Source organism: Pseudogemmobacter hezensis, assembly GCF_013155295.1.
GTDB lineage: Bacteria > Pseudomonadota > Alphaproteobacteria > Rhodobacterales > Rhodobacteraceae > Pseudogemmobacter > Pseudogemmobacter hezensis.
Genome location: NZ_JABJXT010000009.1, coordinates 137,530 through 160,975 on the forward strand (window position 1 = coordinate 137,530; position 23,446 = coordinate 160,975).

The 23,446-nt window shown below is 62.7% G+C and carries 23 protein-coding genes; 8 read left to right on the plus strand and 15 right to left on the minus strand.

Annotated features, from left to right (window positions below; all coding sequences use genetic code 11):
• The first annotated feature begins 32 nt into the window (after window positions 1–32).
• Together HOY34_RS11965 and HOY34_RS11970 are read left to right on the plus strand one after the other, a co-directional pair.
• A complete protein-coding gene (locus tag HOY34_RS11965) occupies window positions 33–1,658 on the plus strand; it encodes an alpha-D-glucose phosphate-specific phosphoglucomutase (RefSeq protein WP_172363129.1) in 1,626 nt (541 codons plus the stop codon).
• Window positions 1,659–1,902: 244 nt separating this feature from the next.
• Window positions 1,903–3,273, plus strand: coding sequence for a class II 3-deoxy-7-phosphoheptulonate synthase (locus HOY34_RS11970; protein WP_172363239.1), 1,371 nt, complete (start codon window positions 1,903–1,905; stop codon window positions 3,271–3,273).
• A gap of 220 nt (window positions 3,274–3,493) precedes the next feature.
• Here the strand turns inward: HOY34_RS11970 and infC are convergent, their stop codons facing one another.
• The gene (infC, locus tag HOY34_RS11975; protein WP_172363241.1) at window positions 3,494–4,033 is read right to left on the minus strand and encodes a translation initiation factor IF-3; all 540 of its coding nucleotides are present in this window, start codon (window positions 4,031–4,033) and stop codon (window positions 3,494–3,496) included.
• A 207-nt stretch (window positions 4,034–4,240) separates the two neighbouring features.
• On the opposite strand from infC, the gene HOY34_RS11980 reads away from it, so the two are divergent.
• A complete protein-coding gene (locus HOY34_RS11980) occupies window positions 4,241–5,038 on the plus strand; it encodes a translation initiation factor 3 (RefSeq protein ID WP_172363131.1) in 798 nt (265 codons plus the stop codon).
• Between the two features lie 270 nt (window positions 5,039–5,308).
• On the opposite strand, the gene HOY34_RS11985 is transcribed toward HOY34_RS11980, so the two are convergent.
• The 6 genes from HOY34_RS11985 to cobA all read right to left on the minus strand — a co-directional run bounded on the left by HOY34_RS11985 (window position 5,309) and on the right by cobA (window position 10,207).
• Window positions 5,309–6,130 (minus strand): ferredoxin--NADP reductase, encoded by an 822-nt coding sequence (locus HOY34_RS11985; protein WP_172363133.1) that lies wholly within the window; start codon window positions 6,128–6,130, stop codon window positions 5,309–5,311.
• A 100-nt stretch (window positions 6,131–6,230) separates the two neighbouring features.
• Window positions 6,231–6,635: a DUF934 domain-containing protein gene (locus HOY34_RS11990; protein WP_172363135.1), complete on the minus strand. Its 405-nt coding sequence runs from the start codon at window positions 6,633–6,635 to the stop codon at window positions 6,231–6,233.
• A gap of 91 nt (window positions 6,636–6,726) precedes the next feature.
• Window positions 6,727–7,476 (minus strand): phosphoadenylyl-sulfate reductase, encoded by a 750-nt coding sequence (locus HOY34_RS11995; protein WP_172363137.1) that lies wholly within the window; start codon window positions 7,474–7,476, stop codon window positions 6,727–6,729.
• Window positions 7,466–9,136 carry a nitrite/sulfite reductase gene (locus HOY34_RS12000; protein ID WP_172363139.1) on the minus strand — a complete coding sequence of 557 codons (1,671 nt, stop codon included), beginning with the start codon at window positions 9,134–9,136 and terminating at the stop codon, window positions 7,466–7,468. Before HOY34_RS12000 ends, HOY34_RS11995 begins: the two co-directional genes overlap by 11 nt.
• Window positions 9,129–9,437 carry a DUF2849 domain-containing protein gene (locus tag HOY34_RS12005; RefSeq protein WP_172363141.1) on the minus strand — a complete coding sequence of 103 codons (309 nt, stop codon included), beginning with the start codon at window positions 9,435–9,437 and terminating at the stop codon, window positions 9,129–9,131. Before HOY34_RS12005 ends, HOY34_RS12000 begins: the two co-directional genes overlap by 8 nt.
• Window positions 9,434–10,207 (minus strand): uroporphyrinogen-III C-methyltransferase, encoded by a 774-nt coding sequence (gene cobA / locus HOY34_RS12010; RefSeq protein WP_172363143.1) that lies wholly within the window; start codon window positions 10,205–10,207, stop codon window positions 9,434–9,436. Before cobA ends, HOY34_RS12005 begins: the two co-directional genes overlap by 4 nt.
• Before the next feature lie 169 nt (window positions 10,208–10,376).
• Here cobA and HOY34_RS12015 point away from each other — a divergent pair, with 169 nt between their 5' ends.
• Window positions 10,377–10,838 (plus strand): Lrp/AsnC family transcriptional regulator, encoded by a 462-nt coding sequence (locus tag HOY34_RS12015; RefSeq protein WP_172363145.1) that lies wholly within the window; start codon window positions 10,377–10,379, stop codon window positions 10,836–10,838.
• 34 nt (window positions 10,839–10,872) lie between these two features.
• Here the strand turns inward: HOY34_RS12015 and HOY34_RS12020 are convergent, their stop codons facing one another.
• From HOY34_RS12020 to ssb, 5 genes are all read right to left on the minus strand, one after another.
• The gene (locus HOY34_RS12020; RefSeq protein WP_172363147.1) at window positions 10,873–11,853 is read right to left on the minus strand and encodes a DMT family transporter; all 981 of its coding nucleotides are present in this window, start codon (window positions 11,851–11,853) and stop codon (window positions 10,873–10,875) included.
• Window positions 11,854–11,980: 127 nt separating this feature from the next.
• Entirely contained in the window at window positions 11,981–12,724 is a 744-nt protein-coding gene (tpiA, locus tag HOY34_RS12025) for a triose-phosphate isomerase (RefSeq protein ID WP_172363149.1), read from the minus strand.
• A gap of 165 nt (window positions 12,725–12,889) precedes the next feature.
• Window positions 12,890–13,261, minus strand: a complete 372-nt coding sequence (locus tag HOY34_RS12030) for a HesB/IscA family protein (RefSeq protein WP_172363151.1) — start codon at window positions 13,259–13,261, stop codon at window positions 12,890–12,892.
• Window positions 13,262–13,392: 131 nt separating this feature from the next.
• Window positions 13,393–13,749 (minus strand): SUF system Fe-S cluster assembly protein, encoded by a 357-nt coding sequence (locus HOY34_RS12035; RefSeq protein ID WP_172363153.1) that lies wholly within the window; start codon window positions 13,747–13,749, stop codon window positions 13,393–13,395.
• Between the two features lie 381 nt (window positions 13,750–14,130).
• Window positions 14,131–14,700 (minus strand): single-stranded DNA-binding protein, encoded by a 570-nt coding sequence (ssb, locus tag HOY34_RS12040; RefSeq protein WP_172363155.1) that lies wholly within the window; start codon window positions 14,698–14,700, stop codon window positions 14,131–14,133.
• A gap of 589 nt (window positions 14,701–15,289) precedes the next feature.
• Between ssb and HOY34_RS22110 the strand changes: the two genes are divergently transcribed.
• The 4 genes from HOY34_RS22110 to HOY34_RS12060 all read left to right on the plus strand — a co-directional run bounded on the left by HOY34_RS22110 (window position 15,290) and on the right by HOY34_RS12060 (window position 19,546).
• Window positions 15,290–15,847, plus strand: a complete 558-nt coding sequence (locus tag HOY34_RS22110) for a lytic transglycosylase domain-containing protein (protein ID WP_253944421.1) — start codon at window positions 15,290–15,292, stop codon at window positions 15,845–15,847.
• Between the two features lie 372 nt (window positions 15,848–16,219).
• On the plus strand, window positions 16,220–16,873 hold the full coding sequence (locus HOY34_RS12050) for a protein-L-isoaspartate O-methyltransferase family protein (protein WP_172363159.1): 654 nt from the start codon (window positions 16,220–16,222) through the stop codon (window positions 16,871–16,873).
• Between the two features lie 76 nt (window positions 16,874–16,949).
• Window positions 16,950–18,377 carry a TolC family outer membrane protein gene (locus tag HOY34_RS12055; protein ID WP_172363161.1) on the plus strand — a complete coding sequence of 476 codons (1,428 nt, stop codon included), beginning with the start codon at window positions 16,950–16,952 and terminating at the stop codon, window positions 18,375–18,377.
• Window positions 18,378–18,619: 242 nt separating this feature from the next.
• Entirely contained in the window at window positions 18,620–19,546 is a 927-nt protein-coding gene (locus tag HOY34_RS12060) for a hypothetical protein (RefSeq protein WP_172363163.1), read from the plus strand.
• A gap of 376 nt (window positions 19,547–19,922) precedes the next feature.
• Here HOY34_RS12060 and HOY34_RS12065 read toward each other — a convergent pair whose 3' ends face one another.
• The 3 genes from HOY34_RS12065 to HOY34_RS12075 form a co-directional block, all read right to left on the minus strand.
• A complete protein-coding gene (locus HOY34_RS12065) occupies window positions 19,923–20,249 on the minus strand; it encodes a DUF6280 family protein (RefSeq protein ID WP_172363165.1) in 327 nt (108 codons plus the stop codon).
• A 391-nt stretch (window positions 20,250–20,640) separates the two neighbouring features.
• Window positions 20,641–21,441: a CAF17-like 4Fe-4S cluster assembly/insertion protein YgfZ gene (ygfZ, locus tag HOY34_RS12070; RefSeq protein WP_172363167.1), complete on the minus strand. Its 801-nt coding sequence runs from the start codon at window positions 21,439–21,441 to the stop codon at window positions 20,641–20,643.
• Between the two features lie 166 nt (window positions 21,442–21,607).
• Window positions 21,608–23,374: an ABC transporter ATP-binding protein gene (locus HOY34_RS12075; RefSeq protein WP_172363243.1), complete on the minus strand. Its 1,767-nt coding sequence runs from the start codon at window positions 23,372–23,374 to the stop codon at window positions 21,608–21,610.
• Between the last annotated feature and the right edge of the window lie 72 nt (window positions 23,375–23,446).

Sequence of the window (23,446 nt, forward strand, 5' to 3'; positions counted from 1 at the left end):
GCCGCCAGGCCGGAATTTGCAGGAGAGAGCCGATGAAGTCCACCATCTCTACGTCGCCGATTGCCGGGCAAAAGCCGGGCACCAGCGGGCTGCGCAAGAAAACGCGGATCTTTATGGGGCACCACTACCTGGAGAATTTTATCCAGTCGCTCTTCGATGTGGTCGGGGCCGAGGGCAAGACCTTTGTCCTGGGCGGCGACGGGCGCTATTTCAACGACCGGGCGGCGCAGGTGATCTTGCGCATGGCGGCGGCGAATGGCGCGGCGCGGGTGATCGTCGGGCAGAATGCGATCCTGTCAACTCCGGCGGCCAGCCATTTGATCCGGCTGAATAAAACCGATGGTGGCATCATCATGTCGGCCAGTCATAACCCCGGCGGCCCTGATGAGGATTTCGGCGTCAAATTCAACATGCCCAATGGCGGCCCAGCCCCAGAGGCGGTGACCGAGGCGATGTTCGCCCGCAGCTGCGAGATCAGCGAATATCATATTTTTGAGGCCGAAGACGTCGATCTCAGCAGGCCCGGAAGCCATCAGCTGGGCGGGATGCGTATCGATGTGACCGATCCGGTCGCTGACTATGCTGACCTGATGGAAACCCTGTTTGATTTCAATGCAATCCGCGCCCTTTTTAAAGCGGGTTTCAGAATGCGGATGGACTCGATGTGCGCGGTCACCGGCCCCTATGCGCGTGAGATTTTCGAGACCCGCCTCGGCGCGGCCCCCGGCACCGTGATCAATGCCGAACCGCTGCCTGATTTTGGCGGCATGCACCCCGATCCGAACCCGACCTGGGCCTCTGATCTGATGGAAGAGATGATGGGCGAGAATGCGCCCGATTTCGGTGCGGCCTCGGATGGGGATGGGGATCGCAATATGGTGGTCGGGCGCGGGATCTATGTCTCGCCCTCGGACAGCCTGGCGGTGCTGGCGGCCAATATCCATTTGGCGCCGGGCTATAAGGCAGGGCTGAAGGGGGTGGCGCGGTCAATGCCAACCTCTGGCGCGGTCGACCGGGTGGCGGCGGGCCTTGGTGTCGGGGCCTATGAGACGCCGACCGGCTGGAAATTCTTTGGAAATCTGCTGGATGCGGGCCGCGTCACCATCTGCGGCGAGGAAAGCTTCGGCACCGGATCAGACCATGTCCGCGAAAAAGACGGGCTTTGGGCGGTGCTTTTGTGGCTGAATATCCTGGCGGTGCGCAAAGAAAGCGTTTCCGAAATTCTGGCGGCGCATTTTCAGAAATACGGCCGCAATTATTATTCCCGCCACGATTTTGAGGGGGTTGATTCCACCCGCGCAGATCAGATGTTTGCCGCTCTGCGTGAAAGGCTGAAAACCCTTCCAGGTCAGACGTTTGCCGGGCTTACCGTCAGTGAGGCCGATGATTTCGCCTATCACGATCCGGTCGATGGCTCATCGTCGCAAAAGCAGGGGGTGCGGGTGATTTTTGGTGAAGGCACGCGGGCGGTTTATCGGCTGTCGGGCACCGGAACCGAGGGCGCAACGCTGCGGCTTTATCTTGAGGCCTATAGTCAGGGGCCGGATGGGCTGAATGAGGATCCGCAATCCGCTTTGGCAGATGTTATTAAAGCGGCGCATAAAATCGCGGATATTCAGGGCTTTACCGGACGAACCTCTCCTGATGTGATAACCTGACGCAGGACGTTTGCTGCAAATTGCGCGTCTGCATAAGGGGCATGTTCTTATCCGTGCCTCGGCCGGGCCGGGCCTGGCGCGATCTGCCAGATGGCCCTGGGCATGATTGCGGTTGGCCCGGACCGGATCTCGTTGCGTGCTGGCTCTTTGCATCTGGCACGCGCAACACGTATATGCAGCATATGTTACCGCTGTCAGCGCGGGTTTGACCGTTCGGAGGACGATTATGGGCGAGGCAAAAAATATGCAGCACGGTTGGAAGAAAAGCGACTGGCGTGCTCTGCCCAGGATCCAGATGCCCGATTACCCCGATGCGGCAGCGCTGCATGGTGTTGAGGCCCAGCTGTCCAAATACCCGCCGCTGGTTTTCGCAGGCGAGGCGCGGCGGCTGAAAAAGCAGCTGGCGCTGGCGGCTGAGGGCAAGGCCTTCCTCTTGCAGGGCGGTGACTGCGCGGAAAGCTTTGCAGAATTCAGCGCCGACAATATCCGCGACACCTTCCGCGTGATGCTGCAAATGGCGGTGGTGCTGACCTGGGGCGCGAAAGTTCCGGTGATCAAGGTGGGCCGGATGGCGGGGCAGTTTGCCAAGCCGCGCTCGGCCCCGACCGAGGTGATCAACGGCGTCGAGATGCCCTCTTACAAGGGCGATATCATCAACGGTTTTGAGGCAACGCCCGAGGCGCGGGTCGCGGATCCGAACCGCATGCTGCAGGCCTATACCCAGGCTGCGGCCTCTTTGAACCTGCTGCGCGCCTTTTCCACCGGCGGGTTCGCCGATATTCACCGGGTGCATTCCTGGACCCTGGGCTTTGCCGATCAGGACAAGGCCGAGCAATATCGCGCCATGGCGGCGCGGATCTCGGATGCGCTTGATTTCATGAATGCAGCCGGGGTCAATTCCGAGACCGCGCATCAGCTGAGCCAGGTCGATTTCTACACCAGCCATGAGGCGCTGCTGCTGGAATATGAAGAGGCGCTTTGCCGCATCGATTCGATCTCGGGGCAGCCGGTGGCGGGCTCGGGCCATATGATCTGGATCGGGGATCGCACCCGTCAGCCCGATGGCGCGCATGTTGAGTTCTGCCGTGGTGTGCTGAACCCGATCGGGCTGAAATGCGGCCCCTCGACCACGGCTGAAGACCTGAAGGTGCTGATGGCAAAGCTGAACCCGGAGAATGAGCCGGGCCGTCTGACCCTGATCGCGCGCTTTGGCGCGGGCAAGGTGGGCGATCACCTGCCGCGCCTGATCCAGACCGTGCAGGCAGAGGGGGCAAATGTCGTCTGGTCCTGCGATCCGATGCACGGCAATACGATCAAGGCGGCCTCGGGCTATAAGACCCGGCCCTTTGAATCTGTGCTGCGTGAGGTGCGCGAGTTCTTCGCCATCCACAAAGCCGAGGGCACCGTTCCGGCGGGCGTCCATTTCGAGATGACCGGCCAGGATGTGACCGAATGCACCGGGGGCCTGCGCGCCGTCTCGGATGAGAACCTGGCCGATCGCTATCACACCGCCTGTGACCCGCGTCTGAATGCCTCGCAATCGCTGGAGCTGGCCTTCCTTGTCGCCGAAGAGCTGACCCGCCAGCGTGAGGATGCCCGCCGTATCGCTTTGTAATCAAAGCGTGATGTGCCAAAGAAAGGCCCGCACCGGCATTCCGGGGCGGGCCTTTGCATTGCCGGACGGTGGCGCATAGCCGGACAGTGGCACATTGCCTGGCTGTGGTATCCCGGCGCTGAGTTGCAGCACTGGCCTGCGGCACATAGAAAAAGACCCGCCCAATGGGCGGGTCTTTTGGATTTGCGTGGTTTTGCGGGCGCTTATTTCGGGCGGGCGCTTATTTCGGCCCGATCATCATCACCATCTGGCGGCCTTCCAGCTTTGGCATGCTTTCGACCTTGCCCAGATCGCCTACATCGGCGGCAACCCGGTTCAAAAGCTCAAGGCCCAGCTGTTGGTGCGCCATCTCGCGGCCCCGAAAGCGCAGTGTCACTTTGACCTTGTCGCCTTCGCCCAGGAATTTCAGCACAGAGCGCATCTTGACCTGGTAATCATGTTCGTCCGTGCCAGGACGGAACTTGATTTCCTTGATCTCGATGATCTTTTGCTTCTTACGGGCCTCGGCTTCGCGCTTTTGGGTCTCGTATTTGAACTTGCCGAAATCCATGATCTTGCAGACCGGTGGCACAGCATTCGGAGAGATCTCAACCAGATCAAGCCCGGCCTCTTCGGCCATTGCCAGTGCACGGGCCGGCGTGACAACACCGACATTTTCGCCATCGGCGCCGATCAGACGGATCTCGGGGGCGCGAATGCGATCATTGACGCGCGGGCCGGTTTCACGTTGCGGCGGGGCGTTGTGGGGTCTGCGTCCTATGGTAGTATTTCCTTCTCAGGTGAAAGTCGGGGCGAACTTACTCCTGAAAGCGCTGGCTTTCAAGCGCCGGGCGACAGGCGCAGGGCAGCGATTTTGCGCGGAAACCTCCGGTTTTTGTCATGCTTTCCGCCCGATGACTTTTCAACCTGCCCTGATGCTGGCATATCCGCCCCATCCGGGCTTTTTTCCGGCAATGGGAGATTTATCATGAACAGAAGCGTAATCCTCGGTGCCATCGTCGTCTTGTTGGCGGCGGGCGGCTACTACCAGTTCAAATATAAGCCAGAGCAGGAAGCCGCAGCGCAGGCCGAAGCAGAAGCCAAAAAAGCAGCCGACGCCGCTGCAGCCGCAACCGACGCTGCGGTTGATGACGCAACGGCAGCTGTGAAAGAGGCTGCCGAGACCGCAACCACCACCGCAACCGAGACCGCATCAGAGGTGGCCACCGCCGCTGAAGAAACTGTTGATGCCGGCGCCGCAGCGCTTAACGATGCTGCCGAGGCTGTGACCGAGACGGCTGAGACTGCTGCAAACACCGCTGCCGAAGCCGTCGATGGCGCTGTTACCGCCACGGGCGAGGCTGCGGCCACTGCTGGTGAGGCTGTCAGCGGTGCTGTAGAATCGGCAGCGACCGCCACCGAAGAAGCACTCGACACTGCAACCGAAGCTGTGACCGGCACCACGACCGAGGCTGCCCCGGCAACCACGCCGGAAGCTGCTGCCCCGTCAACTGCTGCCCCGGAAACTGCCGCCCCGGAAACTGCTCCGGAAGCCACGACTGAGGCTGCTCCTGCAACGACGACCGAGCCTGCTGCGGCACCCGATGCGGCTGCTGCTCTGGATCCGGCCAATTTCGATGCCGCCAAAGTAACGGCGCTGATCGACGCTTCTGCACTGGATGCGACCACCAAGACCCTGCTGAAAAACGCAGTCGAAGGGGCGAAGTCCAACCCGGCACTGGTTGCCAGCGTGCTGGCCCAGGTCCGCACCGCTCTTGGTCTTTAAGGCTGTTTTCGCCCGCCTGATCCGGTCTGAAACTGTGGGCCGGATAGGGCGGGCGATCAGAATGGCGTAAAAGCCGTGGCCGTGCATTTTGCGGTACCGGCATTTGCAATAAACACGCGGCAGGGCCCCGGGCCTTGCCGCGTTTTCTTATACCGGCGGTGGGACGGCATGGCTGCCGGGGCTGGGCCACAGGGCAAAAAGAAACCGCCCCGATCCGGGGCGGTTTTGGCAGATCGATTGATGATCAGGTGATGATCCGGCGCGTGCCGATCAGATGCCTTCACCGACAAAGGCCTTCTCGACCACGAATTGCTTCGGATCTGAATTCGCCCCTTCTTCAAGGCCAAAGCTTTCCAGCGTCGTTTTTACATCGACGTTGAACGCCAGCGAGCCACAGACCATGGCGCGGTCTTCTTCCGGGTTCATCTTCGGCAGGCCCAGATCGGCAAAGACCTTGCCCGAGTTCAGATTGTCAGTGATTCGACCCTGATAGCGCGATTCCTCACGTGTGGCGGTGGGGTAATAAAGCAGCTTGTCGCCGATCAGCTCACCGATCAGCGGATCCTCTTTCAGCCCCTCGACCAGAACCCGACCGTATTCCAGCTCGATGTTCTCGCGGCAGGTGTGCATCATGATGACCTGGTCGTATTTCTCCCAGGTTTCGGGCTCGCGCAGAAGCGAGGCGAAGGGGGCAAAGCCAGTGCCTGTTGCCAGCAGCCAAAGCCGCTTGCCGGGCAGCAGCGCGTCATGAACCAGGGTGCCGACGGGCTTGGGGCGCAGGATGATCTGATCGCCGGTGCTGATATGCTGCAGCTTTGAGGTCAGCGGCCCCTCGGGCACCTTGATCGAGTAGAACTCCAGCTCTTCATCCCAGGCGGGCGAGGCGATCGAATAGGCGCGCAGCAGGGGTTTGCCGTTGTCGCCCATCAGCCCGATCATCACAAACTCGCCCGAGCGAAAGCGCAGGCTTTGCGGGCGTGTCACCCGAAATGAGAACAGACGATCCGACCAGTGCTTCACCGAGGTAACGGTCTGTGCATCGGGAAGATGCGGCTTGGCAGGGCGTTCTGTGGTGGCGGTGGTCTCGGTCATATCTGGGCTCCGGCTGGCCCGATGGACGGGCAGGGTCTGGTCTGAGGCAGGCAGAGGCGCCGGGAAAAGGCGCGTATCCCGCATGAATTTCTATGTCCTGTCAGGCGCGCAGGCGGCTTTGATAGTCATGCGCCGTCCAGTTGGCGCGAAACTTCCATTGCTCTTCCGGCTGGCGGGCGGCGATCTCATCGGGGATCTCGACCCCGTCAAAGCCGACACGGCGACACATGGCGTATTGATCCGAGATTACCGGGCCAAGTGCAAGCAGCTGCCCCTTATATCCCAGCATGCGCAGACGGCGCGCAATGGTGAAAGCGCGCCCATCGGAAAAGGCGGGAAAAGCGACGCGGATCAGCTGCAGTCGGGAAAGATGCGGGACCAAAGCCTCGGGGTCGTCGGCATTCGACAGATCGACGGCCTGATCCTGGTCGCTCAGATCAGCCAGAGCAGGGATTTGGCGCTCGGGGGCCGGCGCGAATCCGGCATCGGTAACGATAATGCTCATATCTCGGTCCTTTGTGCTGAACGGGTCATCAGACGGTGATCCGGTTCCTTAAAAGGAACCGGGCCGATTTCTTGCAAGAAATCGGTTCCTCTCATGCCGCGCTCTCGCTGGTGCTGCGCACCGGTTTTCCACCCACAAAATGGATGCCGCATTCGGTTTTCTGCTGGCCGCGCCAGCGGCCGGAACGGGGATCCTCGCCTGGTTTTACGGGGCTTGTGCAAGGCGCGCAGCCAATCGAGGGGTAGCCTTTCGCAACCAGAGGATGGCGCGGCAGGTTGTTGTTGACGATATATTCTTCCAGATCCTCGCGGCCCCAATGGGCGAGCGGGTTCACCTTGATGCGGAAATCGCCCTCATTCTCGAAGAAGTCCAGCGTGCCGCGGTCCGAGTTCTGAAAGCGTTTCCTGCCGGTGATCCAGCCGTCAAAGGGTTTCAGCGCGCGTTCCAGCGGCTCTACCTTGCGGACATTGCAGCAGGAATCGGTGCTGTAGAGGTGCAGTGTATTGTCGGGATCCTCAAAGTTCAGCCGGTTCGGATTGGCGCGGATGGTGCGGATATCGCAAAGATCCAGCTTTTCGGCCAGCTCGCGCTGATAATCCAGCGTTTCTTTGAAGAGCATCCTCGTATCGACAAACAACACCGGGGTTTCCGGAGCCAGCAGCGACACCAGATGCAAAAGCACCACCGATTCCGCCCCAAAGGATGAGACCAGCGCCACCCGGCCCAGGTCTTCATCCTGCAGCGCGTGTTCCAGAACCGCATGGGCGGAATGGTGTTTGTAGCGCGCGTTCAGCGCCGCCACCCGGTCTGCGACCGGAAAGGCATTCAGGTCACGCGGCATCCTTCGCATCTCCGGTCTCGTAGAGGGCGGCTTTGAACGGCTCCATCCCGAGGCGGCGGAAGGCGTCGAGGAAGGTTTCTTCCGGGCCCTGGCGCTCGGCCAGATAGGCCCGCACAATGCGCTCAACCGCAGGCACAACCTGATCATAGGCAAAGCCCGGGCCGGTCTTGTCACCGATATGCGCGTCCTCGGCCCCTGATCCGCCCAGCGTGATCTGGTAGTTCTCAACGCCCGCACGGTCGAGGCCGAGAATGCCGATATGGCCGACATGGTGGTGACCGCAGGCATTGATGCAGCCCGAGATCTTGATCTTCAGCGGCCCGATCTCATGTTCCAGATCCAGCTCTTTGAAGCGCATCGCAATCTCTTGCGCCACCGGGATTGAACGCGCCGTGGCCAGGGCGCAGTAATCCATGCCGGGGCAGGCGATGATGTCGGAAATCAGCCCGACATTGGCGGTGGCAATGCCGCCCTGGACCAGCGCCGCATGAAGCGCGGGCAGGTCGCCCTTATGGACATGCGGCAGGATCACGTTTTGCTCGTGGCTGATGCGGATATCGTCATGGCCGTATTTCTCGGCCAGATCGGCGATCAGCTCCATTTGTTCCGAGGTCTGGTCGCCCGGCGTTTTGCCCTGTTCCTTCACCGAAATCGTCACGATTGCATATTGATCGTTCTTATGCGCGGCGAGGTTGGTATCGGCCCAGGCGCGGAACACCGGATCGGCCTTGTAGAAATCATTATAGGCGTCAATCGGCGCATTGCGGAAGGCGGGCGGCGCGAAAGCGGCCTGGATATCCTCCAGCAGCGCCTGATCCGCGCCACCGAACAGCGGGCGGAGCTGTTCAAACCGTTCCTCGACAAGGCGGGTGATCTCTTCCTTGCCGGTCTCATGCAGGGTGATCTTGATCCGCGCCTTGTATTTGTTGTCGCGGCGGCCAAGCGTGTTGTAGACGGAAAGCACCGCCTCGACGTAAGGCAGCAGATCCGCCTCGGGCAGATATTCGCGCACCACCATTCCGATCAGCGGCGTGCGGCCAAGGCCACCGCCAACCAGCACGCGAAAACCGATCTCGCCCGCGTCGTTTTTCACCAGCTGCAGGCCGATGTCATGGGCGCGGATCACCGCGCGGTCATGTGTGGCGCCGGTGATGGCGATCTTGAACTTGCGCGGCAGGAACTGGAACTCGGGGTGGTCGGTTGACCATTGGCGCAGAAGCTCGGCATAGGCGCGGGGGTCGGCGATTTCATCGGCGGCCGCGCCGGCGAAATGGTCTGCCGTGACGTTGCGGACGGTATTGCCAGAGGTCTGGATCGCATGCATGCCGACATCTGCCAGCGCGGTCAGGATCGCGGGCACATCGGGCAGTTTCGGCCAGTTGAACTGGATGTTCTGGCGCGTGGTCCAGTGGCCGTAACCCTTGTCCCATTTCGCGCCGATCATCGCCAGCTGCCGCATCTTGCGCGCATTCAGCGTGCCATAGGGAATGGCGACGCGCAGCATATAGGCGTGCAGCTGCAGATAAAGCCCGTTCATCAGCCGCAGGGGGCGGAACTCTTCCTCGGTCAGGCTGCCGTCCAGCCGACGCTCGACCTGCTGCGAGAATTGCGCCACGCGCTCGCGGACGAAACGCTCATCGAAATCGGTGTAATCATACATGATCGAGATCTGCCTGTTTCCCGTGGTGGTAGTTTGAGGGGCCGCGCGTGCGGAACGCCTCACGGAAATGGGTGGGTTCGGGGCCGTTCGGTCCCGCTTTCGCATCGGCCAGATAGGCGCCGACAATCAGATTGCCCTGGGCATTGGCATGCAGCAGGCGAAGCTGGGCATGGGCCTCATCCTCGATCAGCTCTGCCTCGTGATGAACCAGGGTCCAGCGGTCATCGGCCGCCAGATAGACCACATCGCCCTCACGCAGGCGGTTGGCGGTGACAACTTTGGGGGTGAAGCGGCGGCTCATGCGCGGGCCTCCTCGATCGTATGAATTGCGGAAATGGCAGCGCGGGGGGCGAGGCCAAAGAGAATGATCGCAGGGCCCTGACAACAGGCGGCAAGCGCGGGCAGATCGGCCAGCACGCCTGCGTGGATGCGCTGATCGGGGCGCGAGGCGTTTTCCACCAGCGTCACCGGGGTCTCGGAGCGGGCGCCATGCATCAGCAGACGCCCCTGGATGAAGCGGGCCGATTTCTTGCCCATATAGATCGCGGCAACCTCGCCTTCGCGGGCAAGACCGCGCCAGTCCTGTTCGGCGAAACCGTCGATGTCATGGCCGGTCAGGATGCGCAGGCTGGCATTGCGCCCGCGTTTGGTCAGCGCCTGGCCAATCGCCGCCGCCGCGACAGGCGCCGTGGAAAGGCCGGGCAGGATGTGAAAGCCAAGACCATGGGCGCTCAGCGCCTCGATCTCTTCGTCAAGGCGGGCAAAGATCCCCGGATCGCCGCCTTTCAGCCGCACGACCTTTGCGCCCGAAAGGGCGGTGGTGACCAGGACGCTGTTGATATCGCTTTGCGCCGCCGAAGGGCCAAAGCCCTCTTTGCCAACATCGATCCGGCGCACATGCGCGGGGATCAGCGCCAGAACCTCTGGCCCGACGAGGCGATCATGGATCACCACATCCGCCGCCTCGATGGCGCGCAAAACGCCCAGCGTCAGATGGTCGGCTGCACCGGGGCCTGCGCCCGCGAAGATCACGGTCGAAAGCTCGGGTCTGTCTGCGCGGGCGTGTGACATGGCTTTGTGCTGGCTTTGACGAATAACGGTGACGGGCTGGTAGCAAATACTCTGCCGATAATATAGGACTTTTTCCCATTGTCGGGCCAGATCCTCTTGCAGATAAGGAAGATTGTTCCGATACTGCAGCGGAGTGGAACGCAGTTCCAAGGCTTGGGGGAAATCAGGAATGGCAGCCGCGCTGGACGATCTGGACCGGAAAATCCTGTCCGAACTGCAACAGGATGCAGAGCAGTCGCTGGATGAAATTGCCCGCAAAGTGGGCTCTTCCAAGACCCCGGTCTGGAACCGGATCCGGCGCATGAAAGAGCAGGGCGTGATCTCGCGCCAGACGGTCATTCTTGATGCCGAGGCCCTGGGGCTTGAGGCCTGTTTCTTCGTGCTGATCCGCACCTCGGAACATGAGGCCGACTGGCAGCGCAAATTCCTCCAGGCGCTGCGCGAGCGCCCTGAGGTGCTGGAGGCGCATCGCCTGGCGGGGGATATCGATTACATCCTGAAGGTGCGGGTGAAGAATGCCCGCGCCTATGATGAATTCTATCAGGCGCTGATTTCCGAGGTGAAAATCTACAACGTCACAGCCCTTCTGAGCATGGAAGAGATCAAATCGACAACGGTGCTGCCGGTCTGAGATTTTGCGCTGAAATCTGTTTGAATATATTGGCTTATCTGCGGGATTTAAGCCGGGGCAGGGGGATAATTCCCTGCGCGATCAGCACCCCCAGGGCAACCAGCGCCGCCGCGCCCGCCTGCAGCCAGTTCCAGGGCGCCGAAAGCCAGAGGAACATGATGATCATCACATAAAACGGCGAGGCATTGGTGTGCAAAGACGACATGCCGATGCCGATCCGGTTGATCGCCACGATCCACAAAAGCTGGCACAGTGCCAGGCCGCCGATTGCGAAAAGGCACAGCGAAATCACCTCGCGCAGGCCCCAAAGCGCGGGGTCTGCCAGCGGCGCCCCCAGGGCCAGATTGGCCAGCGCCACCAGCAGCATCGAAATCGCCGCCCCTGTCATGGTCAGCGCGGTGCGCCCGACCAGCGAAAGCTGCGGGAAGGCGGTGACTGTCAGCCTGGAGCCCAGCGTGTATAGCAGAACCGAGCCACCGCAAAACAGGGCCCCCAGGGCCACATTGCCGCCGCCGCCCGAAAAATCCAGCGCCATCACGCCGCCTGCCATCGAAAGCGCGATCCCGGCCAGCAGACGTGTGCTTAGCCGCCTTCCGTCAAACAGCACCTCAAGCGTGATGGCCACCACCGGCATTGCTGCGGTGATGACTGCAGCTGTCACAGGCCCGCCCGCCGCCTGACCCATGATCAGGAACCAGGCGGCAATGCCGATCAGCGATCCGACCATGATCCCGCGCAGCCAGTCGGCGCGCAAAACCGCCCGCAGCCCGTCAGACAGCAGCCAGACCGGCAGCAGCACCAGCGCCGCCAGGCTGATCCGCACCGCGCCCAGCTGGTCAGAGGGCATGATCGGGATCAGGAACTCTGCCGCAGGCAGGCCCGCCGCCCAGGCCATCATCGAGGCCATGCAGATCAGGTGGCCGGACAGCAGCCGTCCGCCCGGCAGAGAGGGGTTCGGCGACGGATCCGAGGATGGGCCAGAGGCTGGCGCGATTTGGGGGGCAGCGCTTGTCATATGCTCAGCCTTGCATGGGCGCGGCGCGGCAACTGTTCTGGCCGCGACGCTTTGCGCCCGAACCTGCCGGGCGCGGGGTGGCATCCCGAGGGCAGGCCCCCGGGGATGTTCAGGCCAGGAGTGGCGTTCAGGATGCGGAAAGCGCTGCGACGATTGCGCCGAATTCGCTGGCCTTCAGGCTGGCCCCGCCGACCAGGGCCCCATGCAGATTGGGGATGGCAAAGATCTCGGCAGCGTTTGAGGGCTTGACCGAGCCGCCATAAAGCAGTCGCAGCCCACCCGAGGCGTCGCCAAATCGGGCGCTCAGGGTTTTCGACATGAAATCATGCACTTCGGCGATCTGTTCCAGCGTGGGGATGCGCCCGGTGCCGATGGCCCAGACCGGCTCATAGGCGATGACGGTATTTGCACCGCTCAGGCCATCGGGCAGCGAGTCCTGCAGCTGGCTGGCGATCACATCAAGGGTGCGGCCCGCATCACGCTCGGCCCCGGTTTCGCCGACGCAGACCACGGCGATCAGGCCATTCTCCCAGGCGGCACGGGTTTTGGCGGCAACCAGAGCGCTGGTTTCCCCGTGATCTGCGCGCCGCTCGGAATGGCCAAGGATCACATAGGAGGCACCCGCCTCTTTCAGCATCTGCGCGGAAATATCGCCGGTATGCGCCCCCGATGCCGCCGTATGGCAGTCCTGGCCCCCCGTCAGCAGCGCTGATCCCTGGGCCGCCGCACTCAGACGCGACAAAAGCGTGGCAGGGGGGCAGATCAGGATGTCACAGGGGGCGGACGGATGGGCCGCGATCAACGCCTCTGCCTCGGCGATTGCCGGGCCGGTGCCATTCATTTTCCAGTTGCCTGCTGCCAGTTTGCGCATCGTCTCTCTCCCGGGTCATGCCGGGACAGTGGTCGCAAATTCCAGGGGGCGGTGCAATGGCGCAGAGGCGCTGGTGGCCTCTGTGCCAGTGATCACATCAGGACCGGGCAGGCGAAGCCTGCGCCCGGTGACATCACCGCGACTTCCCCGTGCTATGGCGTAGGGTTACGCGCCGGGGCTGCCGGCGGCGGGCTCGTTAAAGCGGATCGATTCGCCGCAACCGCAGGCTTCGGCGACATTGGGGTTGCGGAACACGAATTTCGACTCGAGCAGGCTGGTCTCATAGTCGATTTCAGTGCCGATCAGGAACATCTGCGCCATGGGCGCGATCAGCACGCGCGCGCCTTCCTGCTCGACCACCTCGTCCAGCGGGTTGACCTCACGGACGTAATCCATCGTGTATTCCATCCCCGCACAGCCGCCCTTTTTGACGCCGATGCGCAGGCCCTGATTGCCGTCACGCGCCATCAGGCGGGCGATTTGCTTTGCCGCAGCAGGGGTGATCGAGACAGCGGCCTTGCCGGGGATGCCGAACATGATGGAAATCCTTCTTCTGGGGCAAAGGTAATCCGCATGCCCCCACCATTCAAGAGCCGCCATGCCAAAGCCCGCGCTCTGTGGCTGGCTGCGCGGGGGCTGGCTGCGCGGGGCGTCGTGCGCGGCCGGGCTTACATGAAGCCCAGTTCCAGCCGTGCCTCGTCTGACATCATCTCCATCCCCCAGGGCGGATCGAAGGTCATCTCGACCTCAACATCACGCACGCCGGGTGTGGCCTCGACCGCCTCTTGCACCCAGCCCGGCATCTCGCCCGCGACCGGACAGCCTGGCGCGGTCAGGGTCATGATGATCTTCACCGCGTTCTCATCGCTGATGGTGATCGTATAGACGAGGCCAAGATCGAAGATATTTACCGGGATCTCTGGGTCAAAGACCGTGCGGCAGGCATCGGCGACCTGCTCGTAAAGCGGGTGGTCGGTAGAGGAGGGCGCGATCAGCGGTGCGCCTTCGGCTTCGGTCGTGTCCATTTCAATGGTCCCGGTCTGAGAGGTCAGGGGGGTAATTCAGGGGGTAATATAGGGATCAGGCGCGTGAGGTCCAGATGCGGAAAGATCAGCGCCGGCTTTGAGCGGCACCTGACAGGAGTGACGCAAAACGGCCAGGTTTGGGCCCTGATCAGAGGCTGAGCTGCTGTGACAGGTCTGTTCAGCTGTGAAAACACCTGCCGGATCGGGCGGCAGGTGTGTCTGGTCTGATACTGGCTCTGCCTTTGCTGGCCCTGCCTTTACTGGCCCTGCCTTGCGGCGGGCCTGCGGGTTGCAGGCCTGATCCAGAGAAGTGCCAGAGAAGTGCCAGAGAAGTGGTGGCAAAGCGCGGGGCAGGAAATCGCTTTCCTGCCGCCAGATTGCTCAGAACGGGATTTCGTCATCCATGTCAGAGTTGCCGCCCTGACCGCCGCCCTGACCGCCGCGCCGGGCGCCGGAATTGCCACCGCCCGAATTGCCGCTGCCATAGCTGTCGCCACCGCCGCCATAGCCGCCGCCCTGGCCGCCGTAGCCGCCACCCTGGTTGCCATAGTCGTCGCCATAATTGCCGCCGCCGCCACCCTGGCCGCCGCCGCCTTCACCGCGCCCGCCCAGCAGCGTCAGGTTGCCCGAGAAGGGACGCAGCACGATCTCGGTCGAGTAGCGGTCCTGGCCCGACTGGTCCTGCCATTTGCGGGTTTCCAGCGCGCCCTCGATGTAAACGGTCGAGCCTTTGCGCAGATACTGCTCGGCGATTTTGGCCAGCGGCTCTGAGAAAATGGCGACCGAGTGCCATTCGGTGCGCTCTTTGCGCTCGCCCGAGTTGCGGTCGCGCCAGGTTTCCGAGGTGGCGATCCGCAGGTTGCAGACCTTGCCGCCATTGGGGAAGCTGCGCACTTCCGGGTCACGGCCGAGATTGCCGATAATGATGACTTTGTTGACCGATCCCGCCATACGCGCCTCCGACCTTGGGTGATTTCTGAATATGCGGCTCTGAATTTCCGGCCCCGCCACAGCTGTGCCAGATTCTCGCTTAACAATCCGTTGAGGCACGCTTCTACGGTTTCAGCCCTCCTGTCGCAACCGGGCTGTGGTGATCGGAGCGTGATATCCTCGATTCATCCGCTTGATTTACCGGCAACAGGCGTTTCCGTATATGTCCGCCAGATATGCCCCGCCAGATATGCCCCGCGGGTATGCCAGGCACCGATGCACAGTCTCCTGCAGGTGCTGCGGGCTTGTCGTTCAACGTGCTGCTCAGGTCGCCTGGGGGCGCTCTTGCGGCGCGATCGGCGAGGTTTTGCCAGGGGGGCGGGGCAGGGTGGCGAATAACGGCTGGCCCGAAGCGGTGCCAGGCGCTATTGTCCGCGGCGCAACAGTGGCTGTGGACGGTTTATCTATGACATTTCGGTTCAGGACAGCCGTCGGGCTGAAAGTGTCGGCTCTTTCGGTTTCCTCTGCGAATCCCGCTGCGAAACTGGCCGCTTTCGGGGCTGTTTTCGGGGCTGTGGGGTTTGCACTGGCGCTGTCTGCCGCGCCGCTGATGGCCGAGCCGCTGAAGCTGCACGGATCCAGCAAATCCCGCAACGCCGTTTTCGAATCGCAGACTGCGCTGCTGGATGGCAAGCTGGCAAAGCAATATTCGGGCTCGGCAAAGCTGAAGCCGAATTACAAGACCGATAAGGACGGGAAAACCGACGTCGCCTCGGACGGGAAGGTGCCGCGCTACAATGGCCGCTACAAGGGCGAGCATCTCGAACATGCCCGCAGCGTTGCCCGCAAACATGGCGTGCCCGAGGATCTGTTCCTGCGCCTTGTGCAGCAGGAAAGCGGCTGGAACGCCCGCGCCGTCAGCCACAAGGGCGCCACGGGTCTGGCGCAGCTGATGCCGGGCACGGCAAAGCTTTTGGGCGTCGACATCGATGACCCAAAACAAAATCTTGAGGGCGGCGCCCGCTATCTGCGGATGATGCATAAGAAATTCGGCAGCTGGGATCTGGCGCTTGCGGCCTATAATGCCGGGCCGGGCGCGGTTGAGAAACATGGTGGCATTCCGCCCTTCGCGGAAACCAAAGCTTATGTGAAGGCGATCCTTGGCTGATTGGCGGCTGATCGACGACTGATTGGCGGCTGATCGGCCCGGGCTGCCTGCCGCCGTGCAGAGCGCCAGCCCCAGAGGGCAGGGCGCATAAGACGGGCTCTCTTGTCACAGGCGCGCTGGCCTTTTGCTGCGGCGAATGGCTGTCGAAAGCAGCTTTCCTGTCGGGACCTGTTTGCCCCATTTGTGGAAGTGGCGCTTTGCCACGATATTACGCACAAAGTTACGACGGATCCTCATCGTTGCGGCGTTTACGCAACAGGCGTTTACTCTATGGCAAAATCGCGCGGTCCAGGGCAAAAGACTGCAGGGCCGGCGTTGCTTTCGGGCTGCGTTCAGGGCATCTATGAACAGAACTAAACCGCAGGGTTCAGAATGAGCGACTTCGCCTCCCTCCGCATGACCATGGTCGATACGCAGGTCCGGCCGTCAGACGTGACCAAATTTCCTATTATTGATGCGATGCTGCATGTTCCGCGTGAGAACTATGTGCCCGCAGACAAGCGTGACGCCGCCTATATCGGCGCGCATGTCGGCTTGGGCGCTGACCGGGTGCTGCTTGAGCCGCGCACATTTGCGAAAATGATCGAGGCGCTTGAGATTGGCCCGGGCGATCTGGTGCTGGATGTGGGGGCAGGGCTTGGCTATTCCAGCGCCCTGCTGGCGCGCCTGGTGCAGACCGTGGTCGCGCTTGAAGAGGATCCGGCGCTTGCCACTGAGGCCGAGCGGATCCTTGCGGCTGATGGCGTTGACAATGTGGTTGTCGTCCAAGGGCCCCTGGCTGCAGGTGCGGCCAAATATGCGCCCTATGATGCCATCGTGATCAGCGGCGCGATTGAAGAGCTGCCTGAGGCGCTGACCGCGCAGCTGAAAGAAGGCGGCCGGATCGTTGCGGTGGTGATGACCGGGGCGCTTGGCACCGTGAAACACGGGCTGAAAACCGATGGCCGGATCGACTGGCGCTTTGCTTTTAATGCGGCTGCCCCGGTTTTGCCTGGATTTACGAAAGAAAAAACCTTCACCCTGTGACAGGGGAAGGAAGAAACGGCGCGGGACCGGAGATAAGCCCCGGCTCGCCGCACACGAGCAGACAGGACGGATAAAGATGCGCAACTGGCTAAAGGTGGTGACGATCAGCGTAGCGGCGGCGGTGACCACGCTGCCGGCCAAGGCCGAGACCCTGGCCGATGCGCTGATTGCGGCCTATCGGAACTCAAATCTCATGGCGCAGAACCAGGCGGTGCTGCGGGCGGCAGATGAGGATGCGGCGATCGCAATGGCCTCGCTGCGCCCGGTTGTGGCCTATGCGGTTCGGGCCGGGTCCAGCTATTCTGACAGCTCGGGCTATACCTCGAACGTTCTGGGCCAGGTGCTGCCGGTCTCGTCCTGGTCGAAGAATTTCAGCGCCTCGTTTGAGCTTAGCGTGACGCTGACGCTGATGGACTTCGGGCGTCGGGCCATCTCGCTGGAGATCGCGCGTGAAAACGTCATGGCGACCCGCCAGGCGCTGGTCTCGGTCGAGCAGGACGTGCTGCTGGCAGCCGTGCGGGCCTATGTTCAGGTGCGCCTGCAGGGTGAGATCGTGGCGCTGCGTCAGTCGAATGTGCGGCTGATCACCCAGGAACTGCGTGCTGCTGAAGATCGGTTCGAGGTCGGTGAGATCACCCGCACCGATGTCTCGATTGCCGAGGCGGCGCTGGCGGCCTCGCGCGCCAATCTGGCGGCGGCTGAGGGCGATCTGAAAGTCGCGCGTGAAACCTATAAGGCAGCAACCGGGGCCTATCCGGGCCGCCTGGCCGCGCTGCCCAAAAGCCCGGCCATTGGCCGCTCGATGGAAGAGGCCCGCAAGGTTGCGGTCAGCACCCATCCGACCATCCGCCAGTCGCAGCATTCGGTGAAGGTCTCTGACCTGAACGTTGCCCTGGCCGAGGCCGCGATGAAGCCGACGCTGGGCCTGAGTGCGGGCGTCAGCGCCAGCCGCAGCGAGGCCCCTGGCCTGCGCAACGACTCGGACACGCTGGGGGGCAGCGTCAGCCTGAACCTGAACCAGACCATCTATGCCGGTGGCAGCCTTTCGGCCCAGTATCGCCGTGCGGTTGCGCAGAAAGAGGCCTCGCGTTCAGCGCTGCGCCAGACCGTCGTGCAGATCGAGCAAAATATCGGCACGCTCTGGGCGATGCTGGATGTCTACAGCGCCTCGATCGAGGCTTCGCGCCAGCAGATCGTTGCCGCACAGGCCGCTTTTGACGGTGTGCGCGAAGAGGCCGCACTTGGTGCCCGGACCACGCTGGATGTGCTGGATGCAGAACAGGATCTGCTGAATGCCCGGGCCTCGCGGCTTGAGGCCGAGGCGAACCGCTACTATGGGATCTATCAGATCCTGGCGGGCATGGGCCTGCTGACCGCCGAGCATCTGAACCTTGGCATCCCCACCTATGACCCGGCAGCCTATTACAATGCGGTTAAGAATGCGCCCACGACTTCGGTGCAGGGCAAAAAGCTCGACCGGATCCTGAAGCGCGGCAATAACTGATCACAGCGGGCCGAGGCTGTCTGACAGAGCGTTAAGAGAGTTCCGGCAGAGCGTTGAAAGCAGAAATCGGCGCGGGAGACCGCGCCGATTTTCATTTGGATCGGCCACTTTTGAAGCGAATTGCCGGCAATTTGCCGCTATTCCCCCGGCAGCCCCTGGTTGCGTTTTATCGGCATTCCTTGTCTGGCGGGCATTCTGGCGATAGACTAAGCGCAAAGAAGAGCGAAAGACGGGCAGGCATCATGTCAGAACCACTTACGACGCGTGAGATTGAGACTGTTCTCTCCTCTATTCGCAGGCTGGTTTCTGCAGAGCTGCGCCCGACGCTGAAGCCGCCGACCAATGCCGCAGCGGTCGATAAGCTGTTGCTTACGCCCTCTTTGCGTGTCGTGCCCGAACATCCTGAGGCTGAGGCTGATATGCCGCCGCCGGGGAGAACAGCGGGGGCGGGTGCTGTTGCGGCAGATGCGATTGCTCCTGGTTTCTCAGAGGCTGCCGCTCAGGTCTTTTTCGGTGAGGCCGCGCCGCTGGGCCAGGCGCATTATGCCGAAGGCTATGAGGATTCGGATTTCAAAGACGCAGACAGCGGCTTTGGCGCAGATCCTGCCCCGGCTGTGCCCCATGACGCGCTGACAGCCCCCAGTGACGATCCTGCCGCAGGTATCGCCCTGGCGTCGATACCGGTGGTCGACTGGGCGCAGGACGGCGATCCATGGGCGGGCAGCATGACCAGTGACGCCAGCATCACAGACGGAGGCGGCGATCAGCCCGTGAAAGCCCAGCCCGTGAAAGCCCAAGCTGATGCAGCGCAGGCTGCAGGCAAGGTTGCCGGGCGCATTTCGCCTGCGCCGAAAACGGCTCGTGCTGTGTCGGATGATCCATTGGCCCGGGCCTGGGCGGACCGCGCCGAGGCTGAGATTACCGAGGTGCTGAACAGGTCCGCGCCCGCCGCAGCCGACCGTGATGAGGCCCATCCAGCAGATAGGGCAGCGACACCGGATGAGGACGCGCAGGCGACCCTGATCGACGAAGACTTTCTGCGCGATCTTGTGCGCATGATCATCCGTGAAGAACTGGCAGGCTCTCTGGGTGAGCGTATTACCCGCAATGTGCGCAAGCTGGTCCGGCATGAGGTCAATATGGCGATTGCCACCCGCGACCTGGACTGACCGCTGCGGACTGACAGCGGCGGACTGACAGCGGCGGGCTGGCCGCCTTCGTCACACGGCCTGCCGCCGCGTTGCCTGCACCATCCTGTTGTGCCACATTTTACTGCGCTGCAGGCTGCCTGGCTGGATGCGGGCCTCGCTGTCGTTGCCAGGCTTTCTGGCAGTTTCCGCATCGGCAGAGCCTGGCGCTCGATGTGATGCGCCGATCAGGCTGGCCCAGGGCCGTTAAGGATCTGCGAAAGATCTGCCGCCAGATGATACCAGAGGGGCATGCAGCCCGCTGAAAGTTTGCTTCGGCGCTTTGGCATGAAAGCCATGAAGCCAAAAGAAAACGCCCCGGATGGGGCGTTCTTTTCGACAGTCTGATGCCGCTGGATCAGGCTGCTTCGGCCTGATCGGTTTCCAGCGCCGCGCGGCGCTCGGATTCTTCGCGGCTCAGCGCGACCGAGGTGCGGATGCCTTTGCCGACGAATTCCATCAGGCCTTTGACGACGCGCTCATTGGGGTCGATGCCTGCACAGGACAGAACCTCACGGCCGTCGCGCGACCGCGCCCAGCGGGCGATCTGCTCAGGGCCGTTGCCATATTTCTTGTCATCGGCGATCGCGTCGTCGAGAGCGGCAAGGACCACAGCAGCGAAGAGTTTGCGAGCGCGCTGACCCTGCTCGAAGTTGAAAGCCGTACTATCAATAGAATCGAGCATCACGCACATCCTTGGTATTTTTTGGGTCGTTGCCGGGTCGCCTGCCGCTTGTAACGCCTGGATCACGATTCGGGCAGTCCCGTTTGGAATGCCTGCTATGCGTTTTTAGCATGGAGTGAAACAAAAGCCACATAATATGGGTGTCACATAGGGGGGGCATCGCCAAAATATAGGGCAGGACAGAAGGTTTTCAAGCTTTCACCGCCCAGGTTGCAGCGTTTCCGCCTTGCCTGTCTTATGGAAAGATGCCTTTGGCCAGGATCGGGGCTGTTCTGGTCGGTCCAGGGCGGCCCGAACGGCCCCGGCGGGGGCGGGTTGCCCCGCCCGGCAGCCGGGCAACCCGCCTGCCAGCCTGCCCGTCAGCCAGCCTGCCTGTCAGCCCGCCAGCCTGTCAGCCCGCCTCGGCCTGCAGTTGCGCCTCTCCTGCGATCAGTGGGCCGCCCATACGATCAAAGCGCATATGCGCCAGCGCCTTGCCATTATGGCTGGTGCCCAGCCGCCCGGCCTCGCGCCCGTCGGACAGGGTGATCGGCGTGCCGGGGGCGGCGGTGCCACTGATTTCCAGCCGCACCAGACCTTTACGCAGCTCTGTCTTATGCTTCATGCGGGCGGTGACCTCCTGGCCGACATAGCAGCCTTTGCGGAAGTTAACGCCGTGCAGACGCTCGAACCCCTGTTCCAGGATGAAGGTCTCGTTCGGCTGCAGCTCATTGGGGTATTCGGGGATCAGATGCGCAAGGCGGATCGCATCCCAATCGGGGCTTTGATCGGGGGGTTGCGGCAGCGTATCGGGCAGGTTTTCGGTATAGAGCCGCCAGCCAAGCGCCTCATGCCGGGGATCGGGCAGGGCGCCTTCGGGTGCGGGCCCCGTGCCGCGTTGCAGCTGCAGCTCTGCGGCGCTGATCGTGACGGCGGCGCGCAGCTTGTAAAGCGTCAGCAGGCGCTGCACCTGGGGCGCCAGATCCGCATGGATGTCGAGGAACAAAAGCCCCTCGGGGTCGCCGGGGCGGCGGATGATGAAGAAATCCGCCAGATACTTGCCCTGCGGCGTCAGCAGCGCCGCCCAGACAAGGCCCGGGGCCTTTGCCAGCGGCAACACGTCATTGCTGACAAGGCCCTGCAGGAAGGTGACTGCATCTGCGCCTTCGATCTTCAGGATCCTGCGGTCGGTGGTCTGGCTGGTCTGGGTCATCACATGGATCCGGTCTGAAAGGGTATTGTCGGGCGGCCCCTGGAATATGGGCCGCTGCCTTGCCGGGGGAAAGGGGCAGAATGGGCAAAGCTGCCAGTCGCTGGCCTCTTATCCCATGTCTTTTGGTCTCAGGCCTTCGGGTTTCATGCCTGTGGGCCGAACCCCGTCAGTCGCGGAACTGCAGCGCATAGAGGCGGGCATAGATGCCGCCTTTGGCCAGCAGCGCCTCATGCGTGCCCTCTTCGGCCAGCCGCCCCTGATCCATGACAAGGATATTGTCGGCCTCGCGCACGGTTGCCAGGCGGTGGGCGATCACCAGGGTGGTGCGCCCGGCCTGGGCGCGGGCCAGCGCCGCTGTTACCGCCTGCTCGGATGCCGCATCCAGCGCCGAGGTTGCCTCATCCAGCAAAAGCACCGGCGCATCCGCCAGCAGCGCCCGTGCAATCGCCACCCGCTGCCGCTGCCCGCCCGACAGCGCCGAGCCGCGTGGCCCGGCCGAGGCGTCGATCCCCTGCGGCAGGCGCGCCAGGAACTCGGCGACATTGGCGTCTTCCAGCGCGTGCTCCAGCTGCGCGGGCGTGATGGTGTCGCGGCCAAGGATCAGGTTTTCGCGCAGGCTTTCGTCGAAAAGCGCGGCCTCCTGGCTGACGGCGGCAAAGAGCCTGCGCTGATCTGCAAGGCTCATGGCGTCGGTTTCCGCGCCGCCGATCAGGATCCGCCCCGATTGCGGCACGGCAAGCGCGGTCAGCAGGTGGAAGATCGTCGATTTCCCCGCACCCGAGGCCCCGACCAGGGCCGTGACCTTGCCCGCCGGAGCGACAAAGCTGAGATCTTGCAGAACCGGGGTCTCGTCATAGGCGAAAGAGACGTTGTCAAAGCGGATCTCTGGCGGCAGGTGATCGGGGCGGGCGGTGCTGACGGCCGGGCGCTGCGCCCTGGGCCGCGTGTCGAAAAGCGCATAGATGCGGTCGAGCGAGGCAAGCGCGATCTGCCGCTGGCCCGCCAGTTCGGAAAGACGCCGGATCGGCTGGAAGGTCAGCGCCATGGCGGTGAAAAAGGCCATGAATTCGCCGGTGGTGCGCTCGCCCGCGACCACTTCGCTGCCGCCCAGCAAAAGCACGGCGAAAAAGCCGATGCCGGTGACCACATCGACCAGGGCGGGCATGGTGGCGCGGCCCAGCACCGATTTGATCTCGGCGCGGCGGATGCGGTCAACGATCACGCCAAAGCGGCTGCTTTGATAGGCTTCCATCCGGTTCAGTTTGACCTGCTGGATGCCGTGGAAGATCTCGTCCAGCCGGGTGGCGCGCATGCTGGATTCCGCCCGCATCTGCCCGGTTTTGCGGCGGATATAGCGTTGCAAGGCCAGGGCGGGCAGCAGCAGAAGCGGCGTGCCGACCAGCGCCACCAGCGTCCAGTGCAGGTCGATCATCAGTGCGACGACGAAAAGGCCGATCAGCGCCACAAGGTCGCGGCCGATCCCGGCGATCACCAGCTGGGTGGTGGCCTGGGCGGCGATGGTATCGCCCTGGACGCGCTCGATCAGGCTGCCGGGCGGGTTTTTCTGGTAAAAGTCGCCATCCAGCGTCAGCAGATGCCGCAAAAGCGCCACCTGCATCTCGGCGGCGTTGTTTTGATTGACGATGGCCATCAGCCAGCGCCCAAGGATCGAGGTCAGGGCCCGGAACACGAAAAGCGCCAGGATCCCCAGCCCGACCCAGATCAGCGCCTCGCCGGAACGTGAGGCGAAAACCTCGTCGAAAAGCGGCTCGAGCATCCAGGACAACAGCCCCAGCGTCGAGCCTTCCAGCGCTGAGACCAGCATGGTCAAAAGCATCAGCCCGGCGCGTTTGCGCAGGAAATCGCGCCAAAAGCGCCGGAAGAGCTGGCCTTCCTGCCCCGCGGGCACCGGCTGGACCGAGGCCTCGGTCATTGCAAACAGACGGCTGCGTTTCCGGGGCTGATCCACCGCAGATTCGGCGGTCCGGTCTTGCGCGGGGGCGTG

Excerpts from the sequence above, each read along its gene's own strand:
- HOY34_RS12060 (WP_172363163.1), top strand. The coding sequence starts at position 18,620 with ATGTCAGAACCACTTACGACGCGTGAGATTGAGACTGTTCTCTCCTCT.
- HOY34_RS11995 (WP_172363137.1), bottom strand. The coding sequence starts at position 7,476 with ATGCCGCGTGACCTGAATGCCTTTCCGGTCGCAGACCGGGTGGCGGCG.
- HOY34_RS11965 (WP_172363129.1), top strand. The coding sequence starts at position 33 with ATGAAGTCCACCATCTCTACGTCGCCGATTGCCGGGCAAAAGCCGGGC.
- ssb (WP_172363155.1), bottom strand. The coding sequence starts at position 14,700 with ATGGCGGGATCGGTCAACAAAGTCATCATTATCGGCAATCTCGGCCGT.
- HOY34_RS12065 (WP_172363165.1), bottom strand. The coding sequence starts at position 20,249 with ATGCTCGATTCTATTGATAGTACGGCTTTCAACTTCGAGCAGGGTCAG.
- HOY34_RS11980 (WP_172363131.1), top strand. The coding sequence starts at position 4,241 with ATGAACAGAAGCGTAATCCTCGGTGCCATCGTCGTCTTGTTGGCGGCG.
- HOY34_RS12035 (WP_172363153.1), bottom strand. The coding sequence starts at position 13,749 with ATGGACACGACCGAAGCCGAAGGCGCACCGCTGATCGCGCCCTCCTCT.
- HOY34_RS12075 (WP_172363243.1), bottom strand. The coding sequence starts at position 23,374 with ATGACCGAGGCCTCGGTCCAGCCGGTGCCCGCGGGGCAGGAAGGCCAG.
- tpiA (WP_172363149.1), bottom strand. The coding sequence starts at position 12,724 with ATGCGCAAACTGGCAGCAGGCAACTGGAAAATGAATGGCACCGGCCCG.
- HOY34_RS11970 (WP_172363239.1), top strand. The coding sequence starts at position 1,903 with ATGCAGCACGGTTGGAAGAAAAGCGACTGGCGTGCTCTGCCCAGGATC.
- HOY34_RS12005 (WP_172363141.1), bottom strand. The coding sequence starts at position 9,437 with ATGAGCCGCCGCTTCACCCCCAAAGTTGTCACCGCCAACCGCCTGCGT.
- HOY34_RS22110 (WP_253944421.1), top strand. The coding sequence starts at position 15,290 with ATGGCCGAGCCGCTGAAGCTGCACGGATCCAGCAAATCCCGCAACGCC.
- HOY34_RS11990 (WP_172363135.1), bottom strand. The coding sequence starts at position 6,635 with ATGAGCATTATCGTTACCGATGCCGGATTCGCGCCGGCCCCCGAGCGC.
- ygfZ (WP_172363167.1), bottom strand. The coding sequence starts at position 21,441 with ATGACCCAGACCAGCCAGACCACCGACCGCAGGATCCTGAAGATCGAA.
- HOY34_RS12020 (WP_172363147.1), bottom strand. The coding sequence starts at position 11,853 with ATGACAAGCGCTGCCCCCCAAATCGCGCCAGCCTCTGGCCCATCCTCG.
- HOY34_RS12000 (WP_172363139.1), bottom strand. The coding sequence starts at position 9,136 with ATGTATGATTACACCGATTTCGATGAGCGTTTCGTCCGCGAGCGCGTG.
- HOY34_RS12055 (WP_172363161.1), top strand. The coding sequence starts at position 16,950 with ATGCGCAACTGGCTAAAGGTGGTGACGATCAGCGTAGCGGCGGCGGTG.
- cobA (WP_172363143.1), bottom strand. The coding sequence starts at position 10,207 with ATGTCACACGCCCGCGCAGACAGACCCGAGCTTTCGACCGTGATCTTC.
- HOY34_RS12050 (WP_172363159.1), top strand. The coding sequence starts at position 16,220 with ATGAGCGACTTCGCCTCCCTCCGCATGACCATGGTCGATACGCAGGTC.
- HOY34_RS11985 (WP_172363133.1), bottom strand. The coding sequence starts at position 6,130 with ATGACCGAGACCACCGCCACCACAGAACGCCCTGCCAAGCCGCATCTT.
- HOY34_RS12015 (WP_172363145.1), top strand. The coding sequence starts at position 10,377 with ATGGCAGCCGCGCTGGACGATCTGGACCGGAAAATCCTGTCCGAACTG.
- HOY34_RS12030 (WP_172363151.1), bottom strand. The coding sequence starts at position 13,261 with ATGTTCGGCATCCCCGGCAAGGCCGCTGTCTCGATCACCCCTGCTGCG.